16 protein-coding genes are annotated in these 18,977 nt (G+C 74.1%); 10 read left to right on the forward strand and 6 right to left on the reverse strand.

Translation table 11 applies throughout. The features are described 5' to 3' along the window. Window positions 1-60: 60 nt before the first annotated feature. From AC07A4_RS03975 to AC07A4_RS03995, 5 genes are all read left to right on the forward strand, one after another. Window positions 61-1,242, forward strand: coding sequence for a sensor histidine kinase (locus tag AC07A4_RS03975; RefSeq protein WP_478592484.1), 1,182 nt, complete (start codon window positions 61-63; stop codon window positions 1,240-1,242). Between the two features lie 312 nt (window positions 1,243-1,554). After that, on the forward strand, window positions 1,555-2,934 hold the full coding sequence (locus AC07A4_RS03980; RefSeq protein WP_478592487.1) for a sensor histidine kinase: 1,380 nt from the start codon (window positions 1,555-1,557) through the stop codon (window positions 2,932-2,934). Window positions 2,935-3,136: 202 nt separating this feature from the next. Then, complete coding sequence (locus AC07A4_RS03985; protein WP_478592915.1) at window positions 3,137-3,844, forward strand: response regulator; 708 nt, start codon at window positions 3,137-3,139, stop codon at window positions 3,842-3,844. Between the two features lie 366 nt (window positions 3,845-4,210). After that, a complete protein-coding gene (locus AC07A4_RS03990; RefSeq protein WP_478592490.1) occupies window positions 4,211-6,142 on the forward strand; it encodes a 2-oxoacid:acceptor oxidoreductase subunit alpha in 1,932 nt (643 codons plus the stop codon). After that, window positions 6,135-7,217: a 2-oxoacid:ferredoxin oxidoreductase subunit beta gene (locus AC07A4_RS03995; RefSeq protein WP_478592492.1), complete on the forward strand. Its 1,083-nt coding sequence runs from the start codon at window positions 6,135-6,137 to the stop codon at window positions 7,215-7,217. The genes AC07A4_RS03990 and AC07A4_RS03995 overlap by 8 nt, the downstream gene beginning before the upstream one ends. 42 nt (window positions 7,218-7,259) lie before the next feature. On the opposite strand, the gene AC07A4_RS04000 is transcribed toward AC07A4_RS03995, so the two are convergent. After that, window positions 7,260-7,610: a winged helix-turn-helix transcriptional regulator gene (locus AC07A4_RS04000; protein ID WP_478592917.1), complete on the reverse strand. Its 351-nt coding sequence runs from the start codon at window positions 7,608-7,610 to the stop codon at window positions 7,260-7,262. Window positions 7,611-7,765: 155 nt separating this feature from the next. On the opposite strand from AC07A4_RS04000, the gene AC07A4_RS04005 reads away from it, so the two are divergent. Continuing rightward, a complete protein-coding gene (locus AC07A4_RS04005; protein WP_478592494.1) occupies window positions 7,766-8,623 on the forward strand; it encodes an SDR family oxidoreductase in 858 nt (285 codons plus the stop codon). Window positions 8,624-8,753: 130 nt separating this feature from the next. On the opposite strand, the gene AC07A4_RS04010 is transcribed toward AC07A4_RS04005, so the two are convergent. Genes AC07A4_RS04010 through AC07A4_RS04020 form a run of 3 tightly spaced genes read right to left on the reverse strand, consistent with a single transcriptional unit; the run spans window position 8,754 to window position 14,158 of the window. After that, window positions 8,754-10,952, reverse strand: a complete 2,199-nt coding sequence (locus tag AC07A4_RS04010) for a bifunctional serine/threonine-protein kinase/ABC transporter substrate-binding protein (protein WP_478592496.1) — start codon at window positions 10,950-10,952, stop codon at window positions 8,754-8,756. Window positions 10,953-11,000: 48 nt separating this feature from the next. Further along, entirely contained in the window at window positions 11,001-13,349 is a 2,349-nt protein-coding gene (locus AC07A4_RS04015) for a bifunctional serine/threonine-protein kinase/ABC transporter substrate-binding protein (RefSeq protein WP_478592920.1), read from the reverse strand. A gap of 17 nt (window positions 13,350-13,366) precedes the next feature. Next, window positions 13,367-14,158, reverse strand: a complete 792-nt coding sequence (locus tag AC07A4_RS04020) for a hypothetical protein (RefSeq protein WP_478592499.1) — start codon at window positions 14,156-14,158, stop codon at window positions 13,367-13,369. Between the two features lie 346 nt (window positions 14,159-14,504). Here AC07A4_RS04020 and rarD point away from each other — a divergent pair, with 346 nt between their 5' ends. Further along, window positions 14,505-15,398, forward strand: a complete 894-nt coding sequence (gene rarD / locus AC07A4_RS04025) for an EamA family transporter RarD (protein ID WP_478592922.1) — start codon at window positions 14,505-14,507, stop codon at window positions 15,396-15,398. An 89-nt stretch (window positions 15,399-15,487) separates the two neighbouring features. Here rarD and AC07A4_RS04030 read toward each other — a convergent pair whose 3' ends face one another. Continuing rightward, complete coding sequence (locus AC07A4_RS04030) at window positions 15,488-16,360, reverse strand: NmrA family NAD(P)-binding protein (protein WP_478592502.1); 873 nt, start codon at window positions 16,358-16,360, stop codon at window positions 15,488-15,490. Window positions 16,361-16,461: 101 nt separating this feature from the next. Here AC07A4_RS04030 and AC07A4_RS04035 point away from each other — a divergent pair, with 101 nt between their 5' ends. Together AC07A4_RS04035 and AC07A4_RS04040 are read left to right on the forward strand one after the other, a co-directional pair. Continuing rightward, window positions 16,462-17,307: an AraC family transcriptional regulator gene (locus AC07A4_RS04035; RefSeq protein WP_478592505.1), complete on the forward strand. Its 846-nt coding sequence runs from the start codon at window positions 16,462-16,464 to the stop codon at window positions 17,305-17,307. 68 nt (window positions 17,308-17,375) lie between these two features. Then, entirely contained in the window at window positions 17,376-17,831 is a 456-nt protein-coding gene (locus AC07A4_RS04040) for a winged helix-turn-helix transcriptional regulator (RefSeq protein ID WP_478592508.1), read from the forward strand. 1 nt (window position 17,832) lies between these two features. Here the strand turns inward: AC07A4_RS04040 and AC07A4_RS04045 are convergent, their stop codons facing one another. Next, on the reverse strand, window positions 17,833-18,432 hold the full coding sequence (locus AC07A4_RS04045) for a CGNR zinc finger domain-containing protein (RefSeq protein WP_478592925.1): 600 nt from the start codon (window positions 18,430-18,432) through the stop codon (window positions 17,833-17,835). A gap of 75 nt (window positions 18,433-18,507) precedes the next feature. Between AC07A4_RS04045 and AC07A4_RS04050 the strand changes: the two genes are divergently transcribed. Next, on the forward strand, window positions 18,508-18,957 hold the full coding sequence (locus AC07A4_RS04050; RefSeq protein ID WP_478592511.1) for a VOC family protein: 450 nt from the start codon (window positions 18,508-18,510) through the stop codon (window positions 18,955-18,957). Window positions 18,958-18,977: the final 20 nt, after the last annotated feature.

An 18,977-nucleotide genomic window follows, 5' to 3' on the forward strand; every position in this document is an offset into this window, starting at 1 on the left:
TGCGATTGCGGAGGTCGTCCTCATGGCGCTCAAGGCCGTGGGCCAGGCACCCTTACCGGTATGACCGCCCGATCCACGTCTTCGCAGGCCGCGTCGGATCCACCGCCGCCTGCCCGTTTCGCCTACGGCGCACACACCTGGAAGGAGATCTTCTACCTCCTGGGGAACCTGCCGGCGGGCATCGTCGGATTCGTGTACGTGGTGATGGCGCTGAGCTTCGGCGTGGCCCTGTCGTTCACGGTCGTCGGTCTGCCGCTGCTCGCGCTCGCGCTGTTCGGGGCGCGCCTGTTCGGCAAGTTCGAGCGGGGCCGGGCGCGTCTGCTGCTCGGGGTGCGCATCGACGAGCCGAGCCCGATGCCGCTGCGCTCCCAGCGCGGCGGCGGCGTGCTCACCTGGCTCTGGTCGACCCTGAAGGACCCGGTGGGCTGGCGGGCGATGCTCTATGGGTTCATGCGCCTGCCCTGGGGCATCGCGACGTTCACCGTCACCCTGATAGGCCTGTTCCTGCTGTGGCCGGTGCTGCCGTTCGTCGTACGGGGGCTCGCGAACGCCGACCGGGCGATGGCCCGCGGCCTGCTCTCGCCGTCGGACGAGCTGGAACGGCGCATCGCGGAGCTGGAGTCGGACCGCGGGGTCGTCGTCGACACCGCCGCGGCGGACCTGCGGCGCATCGAGCGGGACCTGCACGACGGCGCCCAGGCCCGGCTCGTCGCCCTGGCCATGGGGCTCGGACTCGCCAAGGAGAAGCTCCTCGAAGACCCGGACGCGGCCGCGGCGATGGTCGACGAGGCGCACGGCGAGGTGAAGCTCGCCCTCCAGGAGCTGCGGGACCTCGCCCGGGGCATCCACCCCGCCGTCCTCACCGACCGCGGCCTCGGCGCGGCGCTCTCCTCGGTCTCCGCGCGCTGCACGGTGCCGGTGAAGGTGACCGCTGACCTGACCGAGCGCCCGGCAGCGGCCATCGAGGGCATCGCCTACTTCACGGTGTCCGAGCTGCTGCAGAACGTCAGCAAGCACAGCGCCGCGCGCTCGGCGAGCGTCGAGGTGTGGCGGTCCGACCAGCGGCTGCTCATCCAGGTGTGGGACGACGGCAAGGGCGGCGCGAGCCTGGACGGCGGCACGGGCATGGCGGGGCTCTCGGAGCGGCTCGGCGCGGTCGACGGCCTGTTCGTCGTCGACTCCCCGCCGGGCGGGCCGACGACGGTCACGGCGGAGCTGCCGTGGCGGGACCGCACGGGCTGAGCCATGGCCCCCGCGCGCGTGGCACCCCCGGGCGGCGGCCGTCCCGGCCTGCCCGGAGCGCGGGCGCGGCGGTCCGCCCCAGCACCCCTGAGCAGCGGCCCCGGGCACCATCCGGGGCCGCTGCCTCGTGCGGGGCGCGGGACACCGCCCAGGACACCCCCCAGAGGTAGGGAAAACCCCCGCTCCAAGACGCCGACGCGCTCCATGGCCCGGCACACGCTCCGGCGCGCACCCTGGTTGTACGACAAGGGACGACCCGCGCCGGTCGCGGAGGCCGGAACCCGAGCGGGACGAGCAGAACGGACGGCAGCGATGGCCACGGACTACGGACAGGAGTACGGACGCGTCATGAGGAGCGACCTCGACGACCGCTGGGCCGAGAGCCACGGCGACGGCGCGGCGGCCCGCCGCCACCGGCTCCCGGCCGTGCTGCGCGCGCCCTTCGAGGGGCGCGCGCTGCGGGAGCTGGTGTACGTGCTCCTGTCCCTGCCGATCAGCATCGTGGGGTTCACCTTCGCGGTGACGATGCTCGCCCTCGGCACGGGCCTGCTGATCACGTTCGTCGGCGTCCCCATCCTGGCCCTCGGCCTCATGGCCTGCCGCGGCTTCGGCTCGCTCGAGCGGGCGCGGGCGCGGGGCCTGCTCGACCTCGAGGTGGCCGCGCCGCACCCGGTGCGGCCGCGCGACTCCGGCGCCCTCGCCTGGATGGGCGCCGTCCTCAAGAGCGGCGTCTCCTGGCGGCACGTGGTGTTCGCCGTGCTGCACATGCCGTGGGCGTTCTTCTCGTTCACGGTGTCGCTGGCCTTCTGGGCGTACGGCCTGGCGATGCTCACGTACCCGCTGTGGTTCTGGGTCTTCCCGGTCTACGGCGGACAGGGCGGCATCCAGCTCTACGGCGACGGCGGGCACCGCTTCTACCTGGACAATCCCTTTGAAATCGGCCTCGCCGCGCTGACCGGTCTGCTGTTCACGCTGGCCGCGCCCTGGGTCGTCCGCGCCCTGACGATGGTCGACCGCGTCCTGGTCGTCGGGCTGCTCGGCCCGTCCCGCCTGGTCAGCCGGGTCGAGGAGCTGGAGTCGGACCGCGGGGTCGTCGTCGACACCGCCGCGGCGGACCTGCGGCGCATCGAGCGGGACCTGCACGACGGCGCCCAGGCCCGGCTCGTCGCCCTCGCCATGGACCTCGGGCTCGCCAAGGAGAAGCTCGCGGAGGACCCGGACGCGGCGGCGCGGATGGTGGACGAGGCGCACGGCGAGGTGAAGATCGCCCTCCAGGAGCTGCGGGACCTCGCCCGGGGCATCCACCCCGCCGTCCTCACCGACCGCGGCCTGGACGCGGCCCTTTCCGCGCTCGCCGCGCGCTGCACCGTGCCGGTGGAGGTCGAGGTGGACCTGCCGTCGCGGCCCGCGGCCGCGATCGAGGGCATCGCCTACTTCACGGTGTCCGAGCTGCTGCAGAACATCAGCAAGCACAGCGGGGCCGCGCGGGCGGCCGTGGACGTGTGGCGGGTCGAGGGGCGGCTGATGCTGCAGGTCGTCGACGACGGGCGGGGCGGCGCCGGGGTGGGGGGCGGTGGGTCGGGGCTCGCGGGGCTCGCCGAGCGGTTGGACGCGGTGGACGGGATTCTGGTGGTCGACTCGCCCGTCGGGGGGCCGACCGTGGTGACGGCGGAGCTGCCCTGGCGGGGCTAGGCCCTCGCGGTGCGCCCCGCTGTGTCCATCAGCGCGCTCCGCGCGCGGGCGCCCCTTCCCGAACCGGGGGCGGGCTGCCCCCCGTGCCCCCGCTCAACCGCAATTGGCGCTTCGCGCCTCGTCCTCAAACGCCGGACGGGCTGAATCCGCTGGCCGGTGACGTACCCACCGTCATCCCGATGCTGGGATGCTGGACCTGTCAATGGGGTGGGGACGGGCTCTGGGGGGCCGGAACATCGTGGAGGACAAGGTGCGGGTGGTCATCGCCGAGGATTCAGTGCTGCTCAGGGAGGGGCTGACCCGGCTGCTGACCGACCGCGGGCACGACGTCGTGGCCGGGGTCGGGGACGCGGAGGCGCTGATCAAGACGATCACCGAGCTCGCGGCCCAGGACGCGCTGCCGGACGTCGTGGTCGCGGACGTGCGGATGCCGCCGACGCACACGGACGAAGGGGTGCGCGCGGCCGTGAAACTGCGGCAGCGGCACCCGGGGCTCGGCGTGCTGGTCCTTTCGCAGTACGTGGAGGAGCAGTACGCCACGGAGCTGCTCGCCGGGTCCAGCCGGGGCGTGGGCTATCTGCTCAAGGACCGGGTCGCGGAGGTCCGGGAGTTCGTGGACGCCGTGGTCCGGGTGGCGCAGGGCGGGACCGCGCTCGACCCGGAGGTCGTGGCGCAGCTGCTCGGGCGCAGCCGCAAGCAGGACGTGCTCGCGGGGCTCACCCCGAGGGAGCGGGAGGTCCTCGGGCTGATGGCCGAAGGGCGCACGAACTCGGCGGTCGCGCGGCAGCTGGTCGTCAGCGACGGCGCCGTGGAGAAGCACGTGAGCAACATCTTCCTGAAGCTCGGTCTTTCGCAGAGCGACGGGGACCACCGCAGGGTGCTCGCCGTGCTCACGTATCTCAACTCCTGACCTCCACCACTCCACCCCATGGACGTGGGTCCTGGCCCTGGCCCCGCTCTGCTGACACCGTGTCGGCAGCGCGGGGTGAGGTACTCCGACCGGCGCGGAACGTCCCGGCAGCGGGACAACCGCCGACGACGGGGGACACGGGTCCTAGGGCCCGTGTCCTAGAACCATTGGATGAGTGGAGAGCGTCTTCATGAAAGGCCGGGGGGCAAGGCAGAGCATGACAAATCAGGGCATTCAGCTGTCTCAAAAGGGCGTCCATCATGCGAGCGCCCCGAAGAAGGTGACCCTTACGGACGTAGGGTGGGCCGTGGGAGGGCAGGTCCGCCTGCCGGTCCCGCAGAGCCGCCTCGAGGGAGGTCCAGTTCAGTGACCAGCCAGGTCAGTAGCCCGGCCGAGCAGGCCGACGAAGCCGTCGTCGGGGAACAGCGCAAACCTGCGGGCGAGAAAGACGTACGCCGTCTCGACCGGGTGATCATTCGTTTCGCGGGTGACTCCGGTGACGGCATGCAGCTCACCGGTGACCGGTTCACCTCCGAGACGGCGTCCTTCGGCAACGACCTGTCGACGCTGCCGAACTTCCCCGCCGAGATCCGCGCCCCCGCCGGGACGCTGCCCGGCGTGTCGTCGTTCCAGCTGCACTTCGCCGACCACGACATCCTCACCCCGGGCGACGCGCCGAACGTCCTTGTCGCGATGAACCCGGCGGCGCTGAAGGCCAACATCGGCGACGTGCCGCGCGGCGCCGAGGTGATCGTGAACACCGATGAATTCACCAAGCGCGCCATGCAGAAGGTGGGGTACGAGACCTCCCCCCTCGAGGACGGCTCCCTGGACGGCTTCCAGGTGCACCCCGTACCGCTGACGTCGCTGACGGTCGAGGCCCTGAAGGACTTCGACCTGTCCCGCAAGGACGCGGGCCGCAGCAAGAACATGTTCGCCCTCGGCCTGCTGTCGTGGATGTACCACCGGCCCACCGAGGGCACCGAGCGGTTCCTGCGCCAGAAGTTCGCCAAGAAGCCGGACATCGCGGAGGCGAACATCGCCGCGTTCCGCGCGGGCTGGAACTTCGGCGAGACCACCGAGGACTTCGCCGTCTCGTACGAGGTGGCGCCCGCCGTCACGGCGTTCCCGCCGGGCACCTACCGGAACATCTCCGGCAACCTGGCCCTCGCCTACGGCCTGATCGCCGCGTCCCGCCAGGCCGACCTGCCGCTCTACCTCGGCTCGTACCCGATCACCCCGGCCTCGGACATCCTGCACGAGCTGAGCAGGCACAAGAACTTCGGCGTGCGCACCTTCCAGGCCGAGGACGAGATCGCGGGCATCGGCGCCGCGCTCGGCGCGGCCTTCGGCGGCTCGCTCGCGGTGACCACGACCTCCGGTCCCGGCGTGGCCCTGAAGTCGGAGACCATCGGCCTCGCGGTGAGCCTCGAACTGCCGCTGCTGATCGTCGACATCCAGCGCGGCGGCCCGTCCACCGGGCTGCCGACCAAGACCGAGCAGGCCGACCTGCTGCAGGCGATGTACGGCCGCAACGGCGAGGCGCCGGTGCCCGTGGTCGCCCCGCGCACCCCGGCGGACTGCTTCGAGGCCGCCCTGGAGGCCGCCCGGATCGCGCTGACGTACCGCACGCCCGTCTTCCTGCTGAGCGACGGCTACCTGGCCAACGGCTCCGAGCCGTGGCGCGTCCCGGAGCCGGACGAACTGCCGGACCTGCGGGTGCAGTTCGCCTCCGGGCCCAACCACACGCTGGCGGACGGCACCGACGTCTTCTGGCCATTCAAGCGCGACCCGCAGACCCTCGCCCGGCCGTGGGCGATCCCGGGTACGCCGGGCCTCGAGCACCGCGTCGGCGGCATCGAGAAGCAGGACGGCACGGGCAACATCTCGTACGACCCGGCCAACCACGACTTCATGGTCCGCACCCGTCAGGCCAAGGTCGACGGCATCGAGGTGCCCGACCTTGAGGTCGACGACGCGGGCGAGGACGCCCGGCTCCTGGTCCTCGGCTGGGGCTCCACCTACGGGCCGATCACCGCCGCCGTGCGCCGCCTGCGGGCGGCCGGGCAGAGCGTCGCACAGGCCCATCTGCGCCACCTCAACCCGTTCCCGAGGAACCTGGGTGAGGTCCTGAAGCGTTACGACAAGGTGGTGATCCCCGAGATGAACCTCGGCCAGCTCGCCACGCTGATCCGCGCCGAATACCTCGTGGACGCGGTCTCGTACAACCAGGTGAACGGCATGCCGTTCAAGGCCGAGCAGCTCGCCACGGCTCTCAAGGAGGCCATCGATGGCTGACACCACGGTCGAGGGGCCCACCGGCTCCGAGACGCTGCTGAAGCTCGTGCCCAAAGCCGAGGCCAAGCAGTCCATGAAGGACTTCAAGTCCGATCAGGAAGTGCGCTGGTGCCCCGGCTGCGGTGACTACGCGGTCCTGGCCGCCGTCCAGGGCTTCATGCCCGAACTGGGGCTGGCCAAGGAGAACATCGTCTTCGTCTCCGGCATCGGCTGCTCGTCCCGCTTCCCGTACTACATGAACACCTACGGGATGCACTCCATCCACGGCCGCGCCCCGGCCATCGCCACGGGCCTCGCCTCCTCCCGGCGCGATCTGAGCGTGTGGGTGGTCACCGGTGACGGGGACGCCCTCTCGATCGGCGGCAACCACCTGATCCACGCCCTGCGGCGCAATGTGAACCTGAAGATCCTGCTGTTCAACAACCGGATCTACGGCCTCACCAAGGGGCAGTACTCGCCCACGTCGGAGGTCGGCAAGATCACCAAGTCGACGCCGATGGGCTCCCTGGACGCGCCCTTCAACCCGGTGTCGCTCGCGATCGGCGCGGAGGCCTCCTTCGTGGCCCGCACCGTGGACTCCGACCGCAAGCACCTCACCGAGGTCCTGCGCCAGGCCGCCGACCACCCGGGCACGGCCCTGGTGGAGATCTACCAGAACTGCAACATCTTCAACGACGGCGCCTTCGAGGTCCTCAAGGACAAGCAGCAGGCGGAGGAGGCCGTGATCCGTCTGGAGCACGGCGCGCCGATCCGCTTCGGCACCGACGGCTCGAAGGGCGTCGTGCGCGACGCGGCCACCGGCGACCTCAAGGTCGTCCCCGTGACCCCGGAGAACGAGGGCGACATCCTCGTCCACGACGCCCGCGCCGCCTCCCCGACCACGGCCTTCGCGCTCTCCCGCCTGGCCGACCCGGACACGCTGCACCACACCCCGATCGGTGTGTTCCGCAACGTGGAGCGGCCGGTGTACGACACGCTCATGGCCGACCAGCTGGACGCGGCCATCGAGCAGCACGGCAAGGGCGACCTCGCGGCGCTGCTCGCGGGCGGCGACACCTGGACGGTCGTCGGCTAGCCGCTGCCGCGCGCACCGCTCACGAGGCCCGGTCCTGCTCCGTCAGGGCCGGGCCTCGTCGTAGGCCGCGCGGGCCTTGAGGACCTCGTCCATGCGCCGGTCCGTCCAGGTGGCCAGGGCCCTGACCTGCTCGGACGCCTCCGCCCCGAGGGCGGTGAGGGTGTAGTCGACGCGCGGCGGGATGACCGGCTTCGCGTCGCGGTGCACCAGGCCGTCGCGCTCCAGGGTCTGGAGGGTCTGGGCCAGCATCTTCTCGCTGACGGTCCTGCCGCCGGTGGCGCCGAGCTCGCGGCGCAGCTCGCTGAAGCGATACGACCGCTCCGCGAGGGCGATCAGGACGAGGACGCCCCAGCGGCTCGTGACGTGCTCCAGGACGAGGCGATGGGGGCACATCTGCTCGGCGTCGGCGTTCCCGGCGCTCCCGTTCCTTACTGTCATGCCAGTACCTTACTTCAAAGTGGGTACTTACGGATAGTTAGTGCCGGAGCTAGCGTGAGTGGCATACCAAACCGCAGCGGGCCCTTCCGGGCCCATGGGAGATGTCAGTCATGAGCATCGTCGTCACCGGAGCCACCGGACACCTCGGCCGCCTCGTCATCGAGGGCCTGCTGGCCGCCGGCGTGCCCGCCGGGCAGGTCGCGGCCGTCGTACGGAACAAGGAGAAGGCCGCCGGCCTCGCCGCGCGCGGCGTCGAGCTGCGGATCGCGGACTACAGCGAACCGAAGACCCTCGCGGGCGCCTTCGCGGCGGGCGACCGGGTGCTCCTGGTCTCCGGCAGCGAGGTCGGGCGGCGGGTGCCGCAGCACCGGGCCGTCATCGACGCGGCGAAGGCCGCGGGGGTCGCGCACCTGGTGTACACGGGCATCCTCGGCGGCCCCGACGCCGACTTCGACCTCGCGGCCGAGCACAAGGAGACCGAGCGGGCGATCCTCGACTCGGGCCTGCCGTACACATTCCTGCGCAACGGCTGGTACCACGAGAACTACACGGAGCACCTCGCGCCCGTCCTGGAGCACGGCGCCGTCGTCGGCAGCGCCGGGTCCGGACGCGTCGCCTCCGCCGCCCGCGCCGACTACGCGGCGGCCGCCGTCGCGGTGCTCACCGGCGAGGGTCACGAGGGCCGGGCGTACGAGCTGAGCGGGGACGTGGCGTGGAGCCTGCCGGAGTACGCGGCGGAGGTCGCGCGGCAGTCCGGCAAGGCCGTGGCGTACGCCGACGTCTCCCCCGCCGAGCACCTGGCGGTGCTGACCGGCGCGGGTCTGCCGGAGCCGATGGCCGCCCTCCTGGTGGATGTCGACGCGGCGGTCGGCCGGGGCCTGCTCGCGGGCACCAGCGGGGATCTGGCCCGCCTGATCGGACGCCCGACCACACCGCTTGCCGACGCGGTCGCCACGGCCCTGGCCTGACCCGCCGGGCGGCGCGCTCAGCGCTTCGCTGGACGTGCGGTGCCTAACCCGCGGGCCGTCTGTGGCTGGTCGCGCCCACGCGGCGGAGCCGCACATGTGCACAGCCCCGCGCCCCTTCGGGGCGCGGCGCTTAGCGCGCCGCCCGCTCGTAGTGGCCGAGGAAGCGGGGGCGGCCGTCCTTGATCCGGTAGGTGAACATGCCCGGGTCCGCGTTCAGGGTCTGGGTCGTGCTGGAGAAGGACAGGGTCTTCGCGACGCCCCGGTGCGTGAGGGTGACCAGGCGGCGGGAGACGGCGCCGCGTTCGGCGCGGTCGGGGCCGAGCTCGCGGATCGCCTGGGCGACGCAGAGGACGGCGTCGTACGCCTCCGCCGCGTAGCGCGGGACCGCCGCGGGGCCCCAGCGCTCGCGGTACGCGGCCACGAAGCCCCGGGCGGTCGCCACCCGGGCGGGGTCGACGTACGAGGTGCCGAACAGCCAGCCCTCGGCCGCCGGGCCCGCCGCCGACAGGAACTCCGGCTGCAGGACGGGCTCGATGGCCCCGCGCAGACCGGTGTGGCCCTGGTCGCGCAGGGCCCGCGCGGCGAGGGCGGCGCGGCGCGGCGAGGACCCCGCGTACACGACCGCGTCGGGACGGGTGGCGAGCGCCGCGCGCACCGCCGCCGCGAAGCCGGTGGCACCCGCCTCGACCCGGTGCACGCTGGTGCTGCCCTCCGCCGGTGGCACGTCCCGAAGGGACTTGACGATGTCCCAGGTGAGCCGGTCCCCCGCGCGGTCCTCCAGGACGGCGGTCCGGCGCACGCGGCGCACCGTCAGATACCGGCTCACCGGCGTCATCAGCATCGTGTCCGGCGGCCGCAGCTCGAGGTAGGAGCGGGGCTTGCCCGGGGTGCTCGGGATGCCGAAGGACCCGACGCCCTCCCCGACCAGGACCGAGAGCAGGGGCATCAGCGCCGTCTCGTACGCCTTGACCACCGTGCGCACGACCGGGGCTGAGGTCACCCCGAGCACCGCGACCACGGACCGGTCGGCCACCAGGGAGCGGGCCTCGGCCCCGGCCCGCCGGGGGTCGCCCGCGTCGTCGCGGACGGCGAGGGCGAGGTCGAAGCCCCGGCCGGGGCGCGCGTTGTGGGCCGCGACGGCGAGCCGCGCCCCGCGCTCCTGGGCGCGGCCGTCCGCCCGGCGCGGGCCGCTGAGGTCGGTCTGTACGGCGATGACAAGGCGCGGCAGCGGCCCAGAAGGACCGGCCGCGGGCGCGCCGCCGAAGCCGCGGCGCGCCAGCCACACGCCCGCCCCCGTCGCGGCGGCGACCGCGCCCGCCGAGCCGAGCACCAGCAGGCGCCTGCGGGGCGCGGGTCCGGGCGGGGCGGGGGCCGCCGGGACGGTGAGCTCGCCCGGGTCCGGCACAGGCGCGGAGTGCGGGGAGACCTCGGTGGGTTCGGGCACCGGCAGGTCCAGGACGCGCGCCGAGCGCCGGGCGATCAGCGCGGGGAGCCCCGCGGGCAGCCAGTCGCCGCCCGGGGCCCCGGGGCCCATGCGCTCGCGTATCTCCTCGGCCGTCGGGCGGGCCCCCGGCTCCTTCGCCAGGCAGGCGCGGACGAGGGCGAGCAGCGGGTCCGGCACGCCGTCGAGGTCGGGTTCGCCGTGGACGGTGCGGTAGACGACGGCGGCCGCCGAGCCGGTGCCGAAGGGCCGCCGGGCGGTGGCCGCGAACGCCAGGACGCAGCCGAGCGAGAAGACGTCGCTGGGCGGTCCGACCGCGGCCGCGCCCGCCGCCCGCGCCTGCTCCGGCGAGAGGTAGCCGGGGGAGCCGATCACCATGTCGGTGGCGGTGAGCGCGGTGGCGCCCTCGGCGCGGGCGATGCCGAAGTCGATCAGGCGCGGCCCGGCCACGGACAGCAGCACGTTGCCGGGCTTGACGTCGCGGTGGACGAGCCCGGCCCGGTGCACGGCCGCCAGGGCGTCGGCGAGGCGGGCGGCGAGGGCGCGCAGGGTGCGCGCGGGCAGCGGGCCGTGCGCGGCCACCGCCTCCGCGAGCGAGGGGCCCGGCTCGAACTCGGTGGCCAGCCAGGGCTCGCGGGCTTCGGGGTCCGCGCCCACGACCCGCACCAGGCCGGTGCCCTCGATGCGCCGCGCCGCCTGTGTCTCGCGGCGGAAGCGGGCGCGGAAGGCGGGGTCGGCCGCGTGTTCCGCGCGGATCGTCTTCAGGGCGGTCAGGGCTCCGCCGGGGGTGCGGGCCAGGTAGACCGTGCCCATGCCGCCCGCCCCGAGGCGGGCCAGCAGGCGGTGCCCGGCGATGTGGGTGGGGTCGCCCGGTCGCAGCTTCTCCATGCCGTGTCCCTCCGGGGCGCGGGCCAGTGGTCCAGTGAGGCGGGGGCCCTAGGTCTTCCGCGCTCCTGGGACCTCGCGCGGGCCCGGGCCCAGGTAGTGGAAGCGGCCGTCGCGGACCTGGTGCATGTACGTGCCCATCAGGGCGAGGTCGCCGCTCTTGGGGCGGAACCGGTAGGCGCCCATGACGCCCTTGTGGGAGGCCTTGCGCAGGGCTGCGGCCAGGTCCTTGCGGGCGGGGCGGCGGGTGCCGCGGGCCGCCTTGGCGATCTCGCGGATCATCAGGGTGACGCAGTCGTAGGACTCGCCCGCGTAGTAGCCGGGGCGCTCGCCGTACCGCTTCCGGTAGGCGGCGGCGAACTTCTTCGCCGTGGGCAGGGCCAGCGGATCGGCGACGGGCGCCCCGATGATCCAGCCCTCGGCCGCGTCGCCCGCCTCCTTCAGGAACCGCTCGTCAAGGACGTGCTGCCCGCCGTACCGCGGCCCGCGGAACCCGGCGGCGGCGAGCGCGCGGGCGGCCGCGGCCGCGCTGTCGGCGGGCCCGCAGTGCACGAAGGCGTCGATGCCGGCCCGCAGCATGTCGGCGACGACGGGCCCGTAGTCGTCGACGCGGGCGGGCACGACGCGCGGGTAGGGGCGGTGGCCGAAGGTGCGCAGGGTCGTGTTGAGGATCGCGCTGTACTGCCAGGCGTAGTTGTCGTCGGTGCGGTCGTGCAGCAGGCCCGCGCGGACGCTCTTGGTGTGCTTCTGGAGGTGGAAGGCGATGCGCAGGCCGGTCTCGGGGTGCGAGGGGCAGGCGCGCAGGAAGGAGCGGTTCTCGCCGGCGGTGAGGATGTTCAGGCCCGCGGAGACGCTCAGCAGGGGCAGCACCGTCTCGTCGTAGCGGGCCAGGGCCTCGTCGGTGGTGTAGTCGGAGGTGGAGCCGAGGACGGCGAGGACGGCGCGGTCCTCGGTCAGGGTGCGGGCGGCGGCGGTGGCCCGCGTGGTGTCCCCGGCGTCGTCGGCCGTCCGCAGCTCCAGCGTGAACGGCCGGTCGTCGCGGGCGTTGAAGTGCTCGACGGCCAGCCGCGCCCCGCGCTCCTGCTGGACGCCGACCGTCTTCTGCGGTCCCGACAGGTCCGCCTGGACGCCGATGCGCCAGCGCGGTCCGCGCGCACCCGCGCCCGGCCCACCGCCGTCGCCGCGCAGGCCGAGCCAGGCGGCGGTGCCACCGCCCGCGGCGAGCACGGCGCCCGCGGAGGCGAGGGCGAGGAACCGGCGGCGGCTCGCTTCGGCCGTGCGCCCGGCGGGGGCGGTCGGGGGCTCCCAGGCGCCCTCGGGCCCGGGGGCGCCCTCAGCCGCGGCCGTGTCCTCGGGCCGTCCGGCACCCCTGGCTCCCCCGGCTTCCTCGGCCCCTTCTGCCCCTTCGGCTCCGGGCGCCCGGCCCGACCCGCTCGCCGAGCCCGGCCCACTCTCCGGACCCGCCCCTTCCGCCCGCGTCCCCTCGATGTCCGGCAGGGCCAGCATCCGGGCGGAGCGCTCGGCGATGTCCCGGAGGACGGGTTCGGGCAGCCACTCCGTGTCCGCCCCCGCCGCTTCGCCCGGGGCGCCATCGGCGAGCGCGGCGGCGACGTCACCGGTGCCGGGGCGGGCGCCGGGCTCCTTGGCCAGGCACGCCCGCAGCAGGTCGGCGAGGTCGCCCTCGACGCCCACGAGGTCGGGATCGTCGTGGACGGTGCGGTAGAGCAGGGCGTCGGCGGCGCCGGTGCCGAAGGGCGGGCGGCCCGTCGCCGCGTACGCGAGGAGTCCGCCGAGCGCGAAGACGTCGCTGGCCGGACCGATCTCGGCGTCGCGGCCCTCGGCCTGTTCGGGGGCGAGGAAGCCGGGCGTGCCGACGACCATGCCGGTGGCGGTGAGCGCGGTGTCCTCGGCGGTGCGGGCGATGCCGAAGTCGATGAGGCGCGGCCCGTCCACGGCGAGCAGCACGTTGCCGGGTTTGACGTCGCGGTGGACGAGGCCCGTGGCGTGCACGGCCGCGAGCGCGCGGGCAAGGGCGTGGCCGAGGACGCGCACCCCGTGCCCCGGCAGCGGGCCGTGGTCGGTGACGGCCCGCGCGAGCGAGGGGCCCGGCACGAACGCGGTGGCCAGCCACGGCTCGGCGGCGTCCGGGTCCGCGGCCACCACCGGCACCGCGTAGGGGCTGCGCACGCGCCGGGCCGCCGCCACCTCGCGCCGGAACCGGGCGCGGAACCCCGCCGTGTCCCCCGGTTCGGCGTACCCGCTCAGCATCACCTTCACCGCGACGAGCTCGCCCGAGTCCGCCCGGCCCAGATAGACCACGCCCATGCCGCCCGCGCCGAGGCGGCCCAGGAGCCGGTATCCGGCGATCGTGGACGGGTCGGAGGGCCCCAGGCGCTCCACCGCCCCCGCGAAGTCGCTCACGTCCCTGCCTCCAGCCGCCGCTCGGCCCGCGTCGCCATCGTCACCTGGGCCTGCGCGCGGGCCGTGGTCACCTCGTCCGGTGTGCGCCCCTTCGCGCCCTTGCTGGAGACGGCGACGGTCACCTGGCCGACCCGGGTCTGCGACCAGTCGTAGGCATAGGCGCCCTTGCCGAACTCGTCGCTGTGGTAGTCCCCCGACTCGCCGAGGGAGTCCTCCGAGGAGAAGTTGCGGCTCCGGCCGAACGGCGAGCCCAGCGAGAGCAGCCCGGTGACCCGCTCGCCCTCGCGCAGCGTCTGGTCCGGGCAGCGCAGCGCCTCCTCCAGCGTCTCGGCCATCTCCCAGTCGGCGCCCGCCACGTCGCGGTGGACGGTGACGGTGGCGGCGACGCGCAGGGGCCCCTTGCCGGGCTCGGCGGGCAGTTCGCTGTACGTGGTGACGCTGGCGAGGACGCCGCGCGGGCGGGTGCCGCGCGCCCAGACGCAGTCCTCGCCGAGGACCGGCCAGTAGCCGGGGTCGCTGCGGTAGGGCGTGCGCCGGACGAATCCCGGGCCCCAGGTGCCCGGGTCGGCGACGACGGCTTCGGCGAGCGCGCGGGCCGCGGCGGGCGTGCGGGGCAGGCGGGCCGGGTCGGGGGTGAAGTCAGGGGCCGTGGGCCGGGGCGAGGCGCCGCCGGGGGCGGGCGGGGCCAAGGACGAGGGGGACGAGGGTCCCGTGCTGCGCCCGGGCTTCCCGCGCCCGCCGCCGTCCCCGCCCGAGCAGCCGCTGAACAGCAGCGCTCCCGCCGCCATGGCACAGCCCGCCCGTAAGCATCTTCGGTACGTCACCCGACCCCCACCGCGCCTTCACACGCTCCCCTGACATACGCCGAAGCGATCGTACGACCACGAAGGCCCGCGAGAACCCCGAAGTGCCGTGGTTGGCAAGGGAGTTATCGAAGCCGATGGCGTCTTGGCCGGTCGCGGGCCGCGACTGTCATGACCGTATGGCGATACGGGCATGACAGGGGGGTCGCGCGGGCGTTACCTTCGGGGTGCAGCGTGGGGCTGCGGACAGCACGAAGGAGGAACGGTGGCACCTGCGCAGGCGAGGAGCGAAGCCCGCATAGGCCTCCTGAACGGCATCGCCGCCTATGGCATGTGGGGCCTCGTGCCCCTCTTCTGGCCGCTGCTCAAGCCCGCGGGCGCGGGCGAGATCCTCGCCCACCGGATGGCCTGGTCGCTCGTGGTGGTCGCCATCGCGCTGCTCTTCGTACGCCGCTGGGCGTGGGCCGGTGAACTCCTGCGCCAGCCCCGCAGGCTCGGCCTGGTCGCCGTCGCCGCCGCCGTCATCACCCTCAACTGGGGCATCTACATCTGGTCGGTGAACTCCGGCCACGTCGTCGAGGCATCCCTCGGCTACTTCATCAACCCCCTGGTGACCATCGCGATCGGCGTGCTGCTGCTCGGCGAGCGGCTGCGGCCGGTGCAGTGGGTCGCCGTCGGCGTCGGCCTCGCCGCCGTCCTCGTGCTCGCCTTCGGCTACGGCAGGCCGCCGTGGATCTCGCTCTGCCTCGCCTTCTCCTTCGCCACGTACGGCCTGGTCAAGAAGAAGGTCAACCTCGGCGGCCTGGAGTCCCTCGCCGCCGAGACCGCCGTGCAGTTCCTGCCCGCCGCCGCCTTCCTGGTGTGGCTCGGCACCCGCGGTGACCTCGTCTTCGGCACGGAGGGCGCCGGGCACGCGGCCCTGCTCGCCGCGACCGGCGTGGTGACCGCGGTGCCGCTGGTGTGCTTCGGCGCCGCCGCGATCCGCGTGCCGCTGTCCACGCTGGGGCTGCTCCAGTACCTGGCGCCGGTGTTCCAGTTCCTGCTCGGCATCCTGTACTTCCACGAGGCGATGCCGCCGGAGCGGTGGGCCGGGTTCGCGCTGGTGTGGCTGGCGCTGGTGCTGCTCACCTTCGACGCGTTTCGCTTCGCGCGGCGTCAGGCGGTTCGGGTTGCCGCCGCTCGGGCCGCCGTGCCCCTGCGCGGGGAGCGGGAACCGGCCGCCTGAGCCGTCGCGGCTCCCCCCCTCAATTGGCGCTTCGCGCCTCGTCCTCAAACGCCGGACGGGCTGAAACTCCCGCGCTTGCGCGCTTGTCCTCAAACGCCGGACGGGCTATTTGCCCATGCTCCTGCCTTTGCCGCTGTCTCTACGTACGTGCTGAAGTCCCTCGGGTCCCGGCCGAGTACGTCTCGTACGCCCGTTGCCAGGGGGGACAGGTGGCCCTCGGCGGTGAAGGTGAAGACGGCGTTCAGTTCGTGGGCCAGGGGGGCGGGGACGCCCGCCTCGTGGAGTTCGGCCAGGAACTGGTCCGGGGTGATGGGCTCGAAGCGCATCGGGCGGCCCGAGGCCGCCGCGATCTCCGCGACCGCCTCCGCGTAGGTGAGGGCGCGCGGTCCCGAGAGGTCGTACACGCGGCCCGCGTGGCCGTCCTCGGTGAGGAGCACCGCCGCGACCTCCGCGATGTCCTCGACGTCGACGAACGGCTCCGCCACGTCGCCGACCGGCAGGGCGAGGCGGCCCGCGAGGAGCGGCGCGAGGGCGTAGTCCTCGTCGAAGTTCTGCGCGAAGTTGTTGGCCCGGATCACCGTCCACTCGGCGTCCGACTCGCGCACCACGCGGTCCGCCCGCGCCATGCCCGCGAGGAAGGACTCGCCGGACACCTCGATGCCGCGCCCGGAAAGCACCACGAAGCGGCGCACTCCGGCCGCGATGGCCTGCGCCACGAAGTCGGTGACGGGCTCCGGCTCGTTCGGCGCGACCAGGTAGAGGGCCGTGACCCCGGACAGCGCCGGAGCCCAAGTAGAGCGTTCGTTCCAGTCGAAACGGGTCTCGCCGGAGCGGGACGCCGCCCGCACGGTGTGGCCCGCCGCGCGCAGCCGGGGCACGAGCCTGCGCCCGGTCTTGCCGGTGGCGCCGAGGACGAGGATGAGCTCGTCGGTGGGGGACGCGTTCTGGGGTGTCGTTGTCATGGGACCAGCCAACCCCCGTCGCGGGCCGGGGGACATGGGCGTCCGTCTCCTCGCCATAGGCGTCCGTCTCACCGGTCCTGACGGCCGTTTACGGTGGGGGCATGGACGCTCTGGGGGATCTGCTGCGCGGCATCCGCGCGGACGGCGCGCGGTTCGACCGTACGGTGCTGAGCGGGGCATGGCGGCCGGAGCCGGAGCCCGCCGCGCTGACGCTGGTCATGGTGCTGCGCGGAACGGCGCGCGTCACGGCCGTGGGCGAGAGCCGGGTCCTGGAGCCGGGCGGCGCCGCCGTCTGCGTGTCGGCGCCGATCGGCCTCGCCGCCGAGGGCGCCGAGGGGACCAGCGGCACGGAAGTGGTGACCGGCGCCTACCAGTGGGACGGGTGGGGCGGGCGGCGGCTGCTCAGCGCGCTGCCGCCGCTGCTCGCCGTGCCGGGCGGGGAGGAGTGCCTGACGATCATCGAGCTGATCGCGGCGGAGGTGGCCGCCGACCGGCCGGGCCGCCAGTACGTACAGGACCGGATGCTGGACTGGCTGCTCGCCTGCACCCTGCGCGAGTGGTTCGACCTGCCGGAGTCCTGCCCGCCCGCCTGGTACCGGGCGCTCGGGGACGACGTGGTCGGCCCCGCCCTGCGCGCCATGCACGAGGAGCCGGACCGGGCCTGGACGGTGGCGTCGCTCGCCGCGCGCGCCCGCGTTTCGCGCGCGGCCTTCGCCCGCAACTTCGCCGACCTCGTGGGCAGACCGCCGATGGCGTACCTCACGGAGTGGCGCATGACGCTGGCCGCCGAGCTCCTCGCGGAGCCGGGGGCGACGGTCGCCGCCGTGGCGGGCCGGGTCGGGTACGCCGACGGGTTCGGCTTCAGCGACGCCTTCAAACGCATCCGGGGGGTCACCCCGAGCGCGCACCGGGCCTCGCTGGGGGCCTCCCTGAGAGCGGCGGGCTGACCGGCGCTCGCGGCTGATGGCCGGTTCCTTCTTGTAACCGTGGGGCGCCTGCGGCAGCATCGGCGGGTATGGAAGAAGGCACTGGGAAGTCACCGGGCAACGGCTACGGAGTCGCCGACTACGGGGACGCCGACCCCTTCCAGTGGGACACCCGCGAGGACTGCCAGGTCCGGCAGATCCTCGACCGCATCGCCGACAAGTGGTCGCTCCTGGTGATCGCGCTGCTCGACAAGCGGCGGCTGCGCTTCACGGAGCTGCGGCGCGAGATCGACGGCATCAGCCAGCGCATGCTGACGGTCACGCTGCGCCAGCTGGAGCGCGACGGCCTGGTCCAGCGCACGGTCCACCCGGTGGTGCCGCCCCGGGTGGAGTACGAACTGACGCCGCTCGGCGGCACCTTGCACCACACGATCCAGTCCCTGGTGTCGTGGACCGAGGAGCACCAGAACGAGATCGCGGTGGCGCGCTCCGCCTATGACGCGCGCGAGGCGTCAGGGGCGTCAGGGGCGCCCGACCGGGCCTGAGTCACGACGGCTCCCCCGCGCGCTGCGCCCGGTGCGCCCGCACCTTGGCGCGGTTGCCGCACCGCTCCATCGCGCACCAGCGGCGGCGCCCGGGGCGCGAGGTGTCGACGAACAGCAGGGCGCAGTCGTGGGCGGCGCACTCCCGGACGCGGTCGGCGTACGGCCCCGTGAAGAGGTCGACGGCGTCACGGGCGACCGTGGACAGGAGCTGCGTGCCGGTGGCGCCCGGCGCCCACGCGCGCGTGCCGTCCGGCGCGATGCGCGCGGTGAGCGGCAGCGCGGTGGCCGCGTCGTTGACGACGGCGAGGTGGCGGGGGTTCTTCGGGCGGCCGTGGGCGTGGTCGGCGGTGAGCAGGAACAGCGCGTCGCGCAACCGCCGCGCCGCCGTCAGCTCCGCCGCCGTCACGGTCAGGCCGAGGCCGGTGCCGCCCTCGGCCACCGGGCCCGCGCGCAGGCGGCTGTGCGCCGCCCACGCCACCAGGTCCGACGGCTCGTGGAGCGTCTCGAACACCGCGAAGGCGCCGGGGCCTCCGGTCGCGGTCAGCTCCAGGCAGAGCGTGCCCGGGTCGAAGCGGTAGACCTGCCCGTCCGGCGGGCGCATCACCACGCCCGGCTCCCACCGCTGGCCGTGCCGTTTCCGTTGCGACGCCTCCATGTAACCACTATAACTGGTTACATGACTCTGCACTGGAAGCTCGTCATCGACGCCCAGGATCCGCACGCCCAGGCCGCCTTCTGGGGTGAGGCGCTCGGCTACACGGTCGAGGACAACAGCGCCTTCATCGAGCGCCTCCTCACCTTCGGCGCCGTCACGGAGGGCGAGACGGTGGACTTCCGCGGCCGCCGCGCCTTCCGCGACCTGATCGCCGTACGGCACCCGGACGATCCGTACGAGGAGGGGACGGGCACGGGGCTCGGCCGCCGCCTGCTCTTCCAGCGGGTGCCGGAGGCGAAGTCCGGCAAGAACCGGCTCCACCTGGACGTCCACGCCGCCCCCGGCACCCAGGACGACGAGGTGCGGCGCCTGGAGGCGCTGGGCGCCGCCACCCAGCGGCACGTGAAGGGGGCGGGCGGCGAGTGGGTGGTGATGACGGACCCCGAGGGCAACGAGTTCTGCGTGCAGTGAGCCGGACCCGCGGGGCGCAG

This window comes from Streptomyces sp. NPDC043996 (genome assembly GCF_056435225.1).

Excerpts from the sequence above, each read along its gene's own strand:
- AC07A4_RS03975 (WP_478592484.1), top strand. The coding sequence starts at position 61 with ATGACCGCCCGATCCACGTCTTCGCAGGCCGCGTCGGATCCACCGCCG.
- AC07A4_RS03980 (WP_478592487.1), top strand. The coding sequence starts at position 1,555 with ATGGCCACGGACTACGGACAGGAGTACGGACGCGTCATGAGGAGCGAC.
- AC07A4_RS03985 (WP_478592915.1), top strand. The coding sequence starts at position 3,137 with ATGGGGTGGGGACGGGCTCTGGGGGGCCGGAACATCGTGGAGGACAAG.
- AC07A4_RS03995 (WP_478592492.1), top strand. The coding sequence starts at position 6,135 with ATGGCTGACACCACGGTCGAGGGGCCCACCGGCTCCGAGACGCTGCTG.
- AC07A4_RS04000 (WP_478592917.1), bottom strand. The coding sequence starts at position 7,610 with ATGTGCCCCCATCGCCTCGTCCTGGAGCACGTCACGAGCCGCTGGGGC.
- AC07A4_RS04005 (WP_478592494.1), top strand. The coding sequence starts at position 7,766 with ATGAGCATCGTCGTCACCGGAGCCACCGGACACCTCGGCCGCCTCGTC.
- AC07A4_RS04010 (WP_478592496.1), bottom strand. The coding sequence starts at position 10,952 with ATGGAGAAGCTGCGACCGGGCGACCCCACCCACATCGCCGGGCACCGC.
- AC07A4_RS04020 (WP_478592499.1), bottom strand. The coding sequence starts at position 14,158 with ATGGCGGCGGGAGCGCTGCTGTTCAGCGGCTGCTCGGGCGGGGACGGC.
- rarD (WP_478592922.1), top strand. The coding sequence starts at position 14,505 with ATGTGGGGCCTCGTGCCCCTCTTCTGGCCGCTGCTCAAGCCCGCGGGC.
- AC07A4_RS04030 (WP_478592502.1), bottom strand. The coding sequence starts at position 16,360 with ATGACAACGACACCCCAGAACGCGTCCCCCACCGACGAGCTCATCCTC.
- AC07A4_RS04035 (WP_478592505.1), top strand. The coding sequence starts at position 16,462 with ATGGACGCTCTGGGGGATCTGCTGCGCGGCATCCGCGCGGACGGCGCG.
- AC07A4_RS04040 (WP_478592508.1), top strand. The coding sequence starts at position 17,376 with ATGGAAGAAGGCACTGGGAAGTCACCGGGCAACGGCTACGGAGTCGCC.
- AC07A4_RS04045 (WP_478592925.1), bottom strand. The coding sequence starts at position 18,432 with ATGCGCCCGCCGGACGGGCAGGTCTACCGCTTCGACCCGGGCACGCTC.
- AC07A4_RS04050 (WP_478592511.1), top strand. The coding sequence starts at position 18,508 with ATGACTCTGCACTGGAAGCTCGTCATCGACGCCCAGGATCCGCACGCC.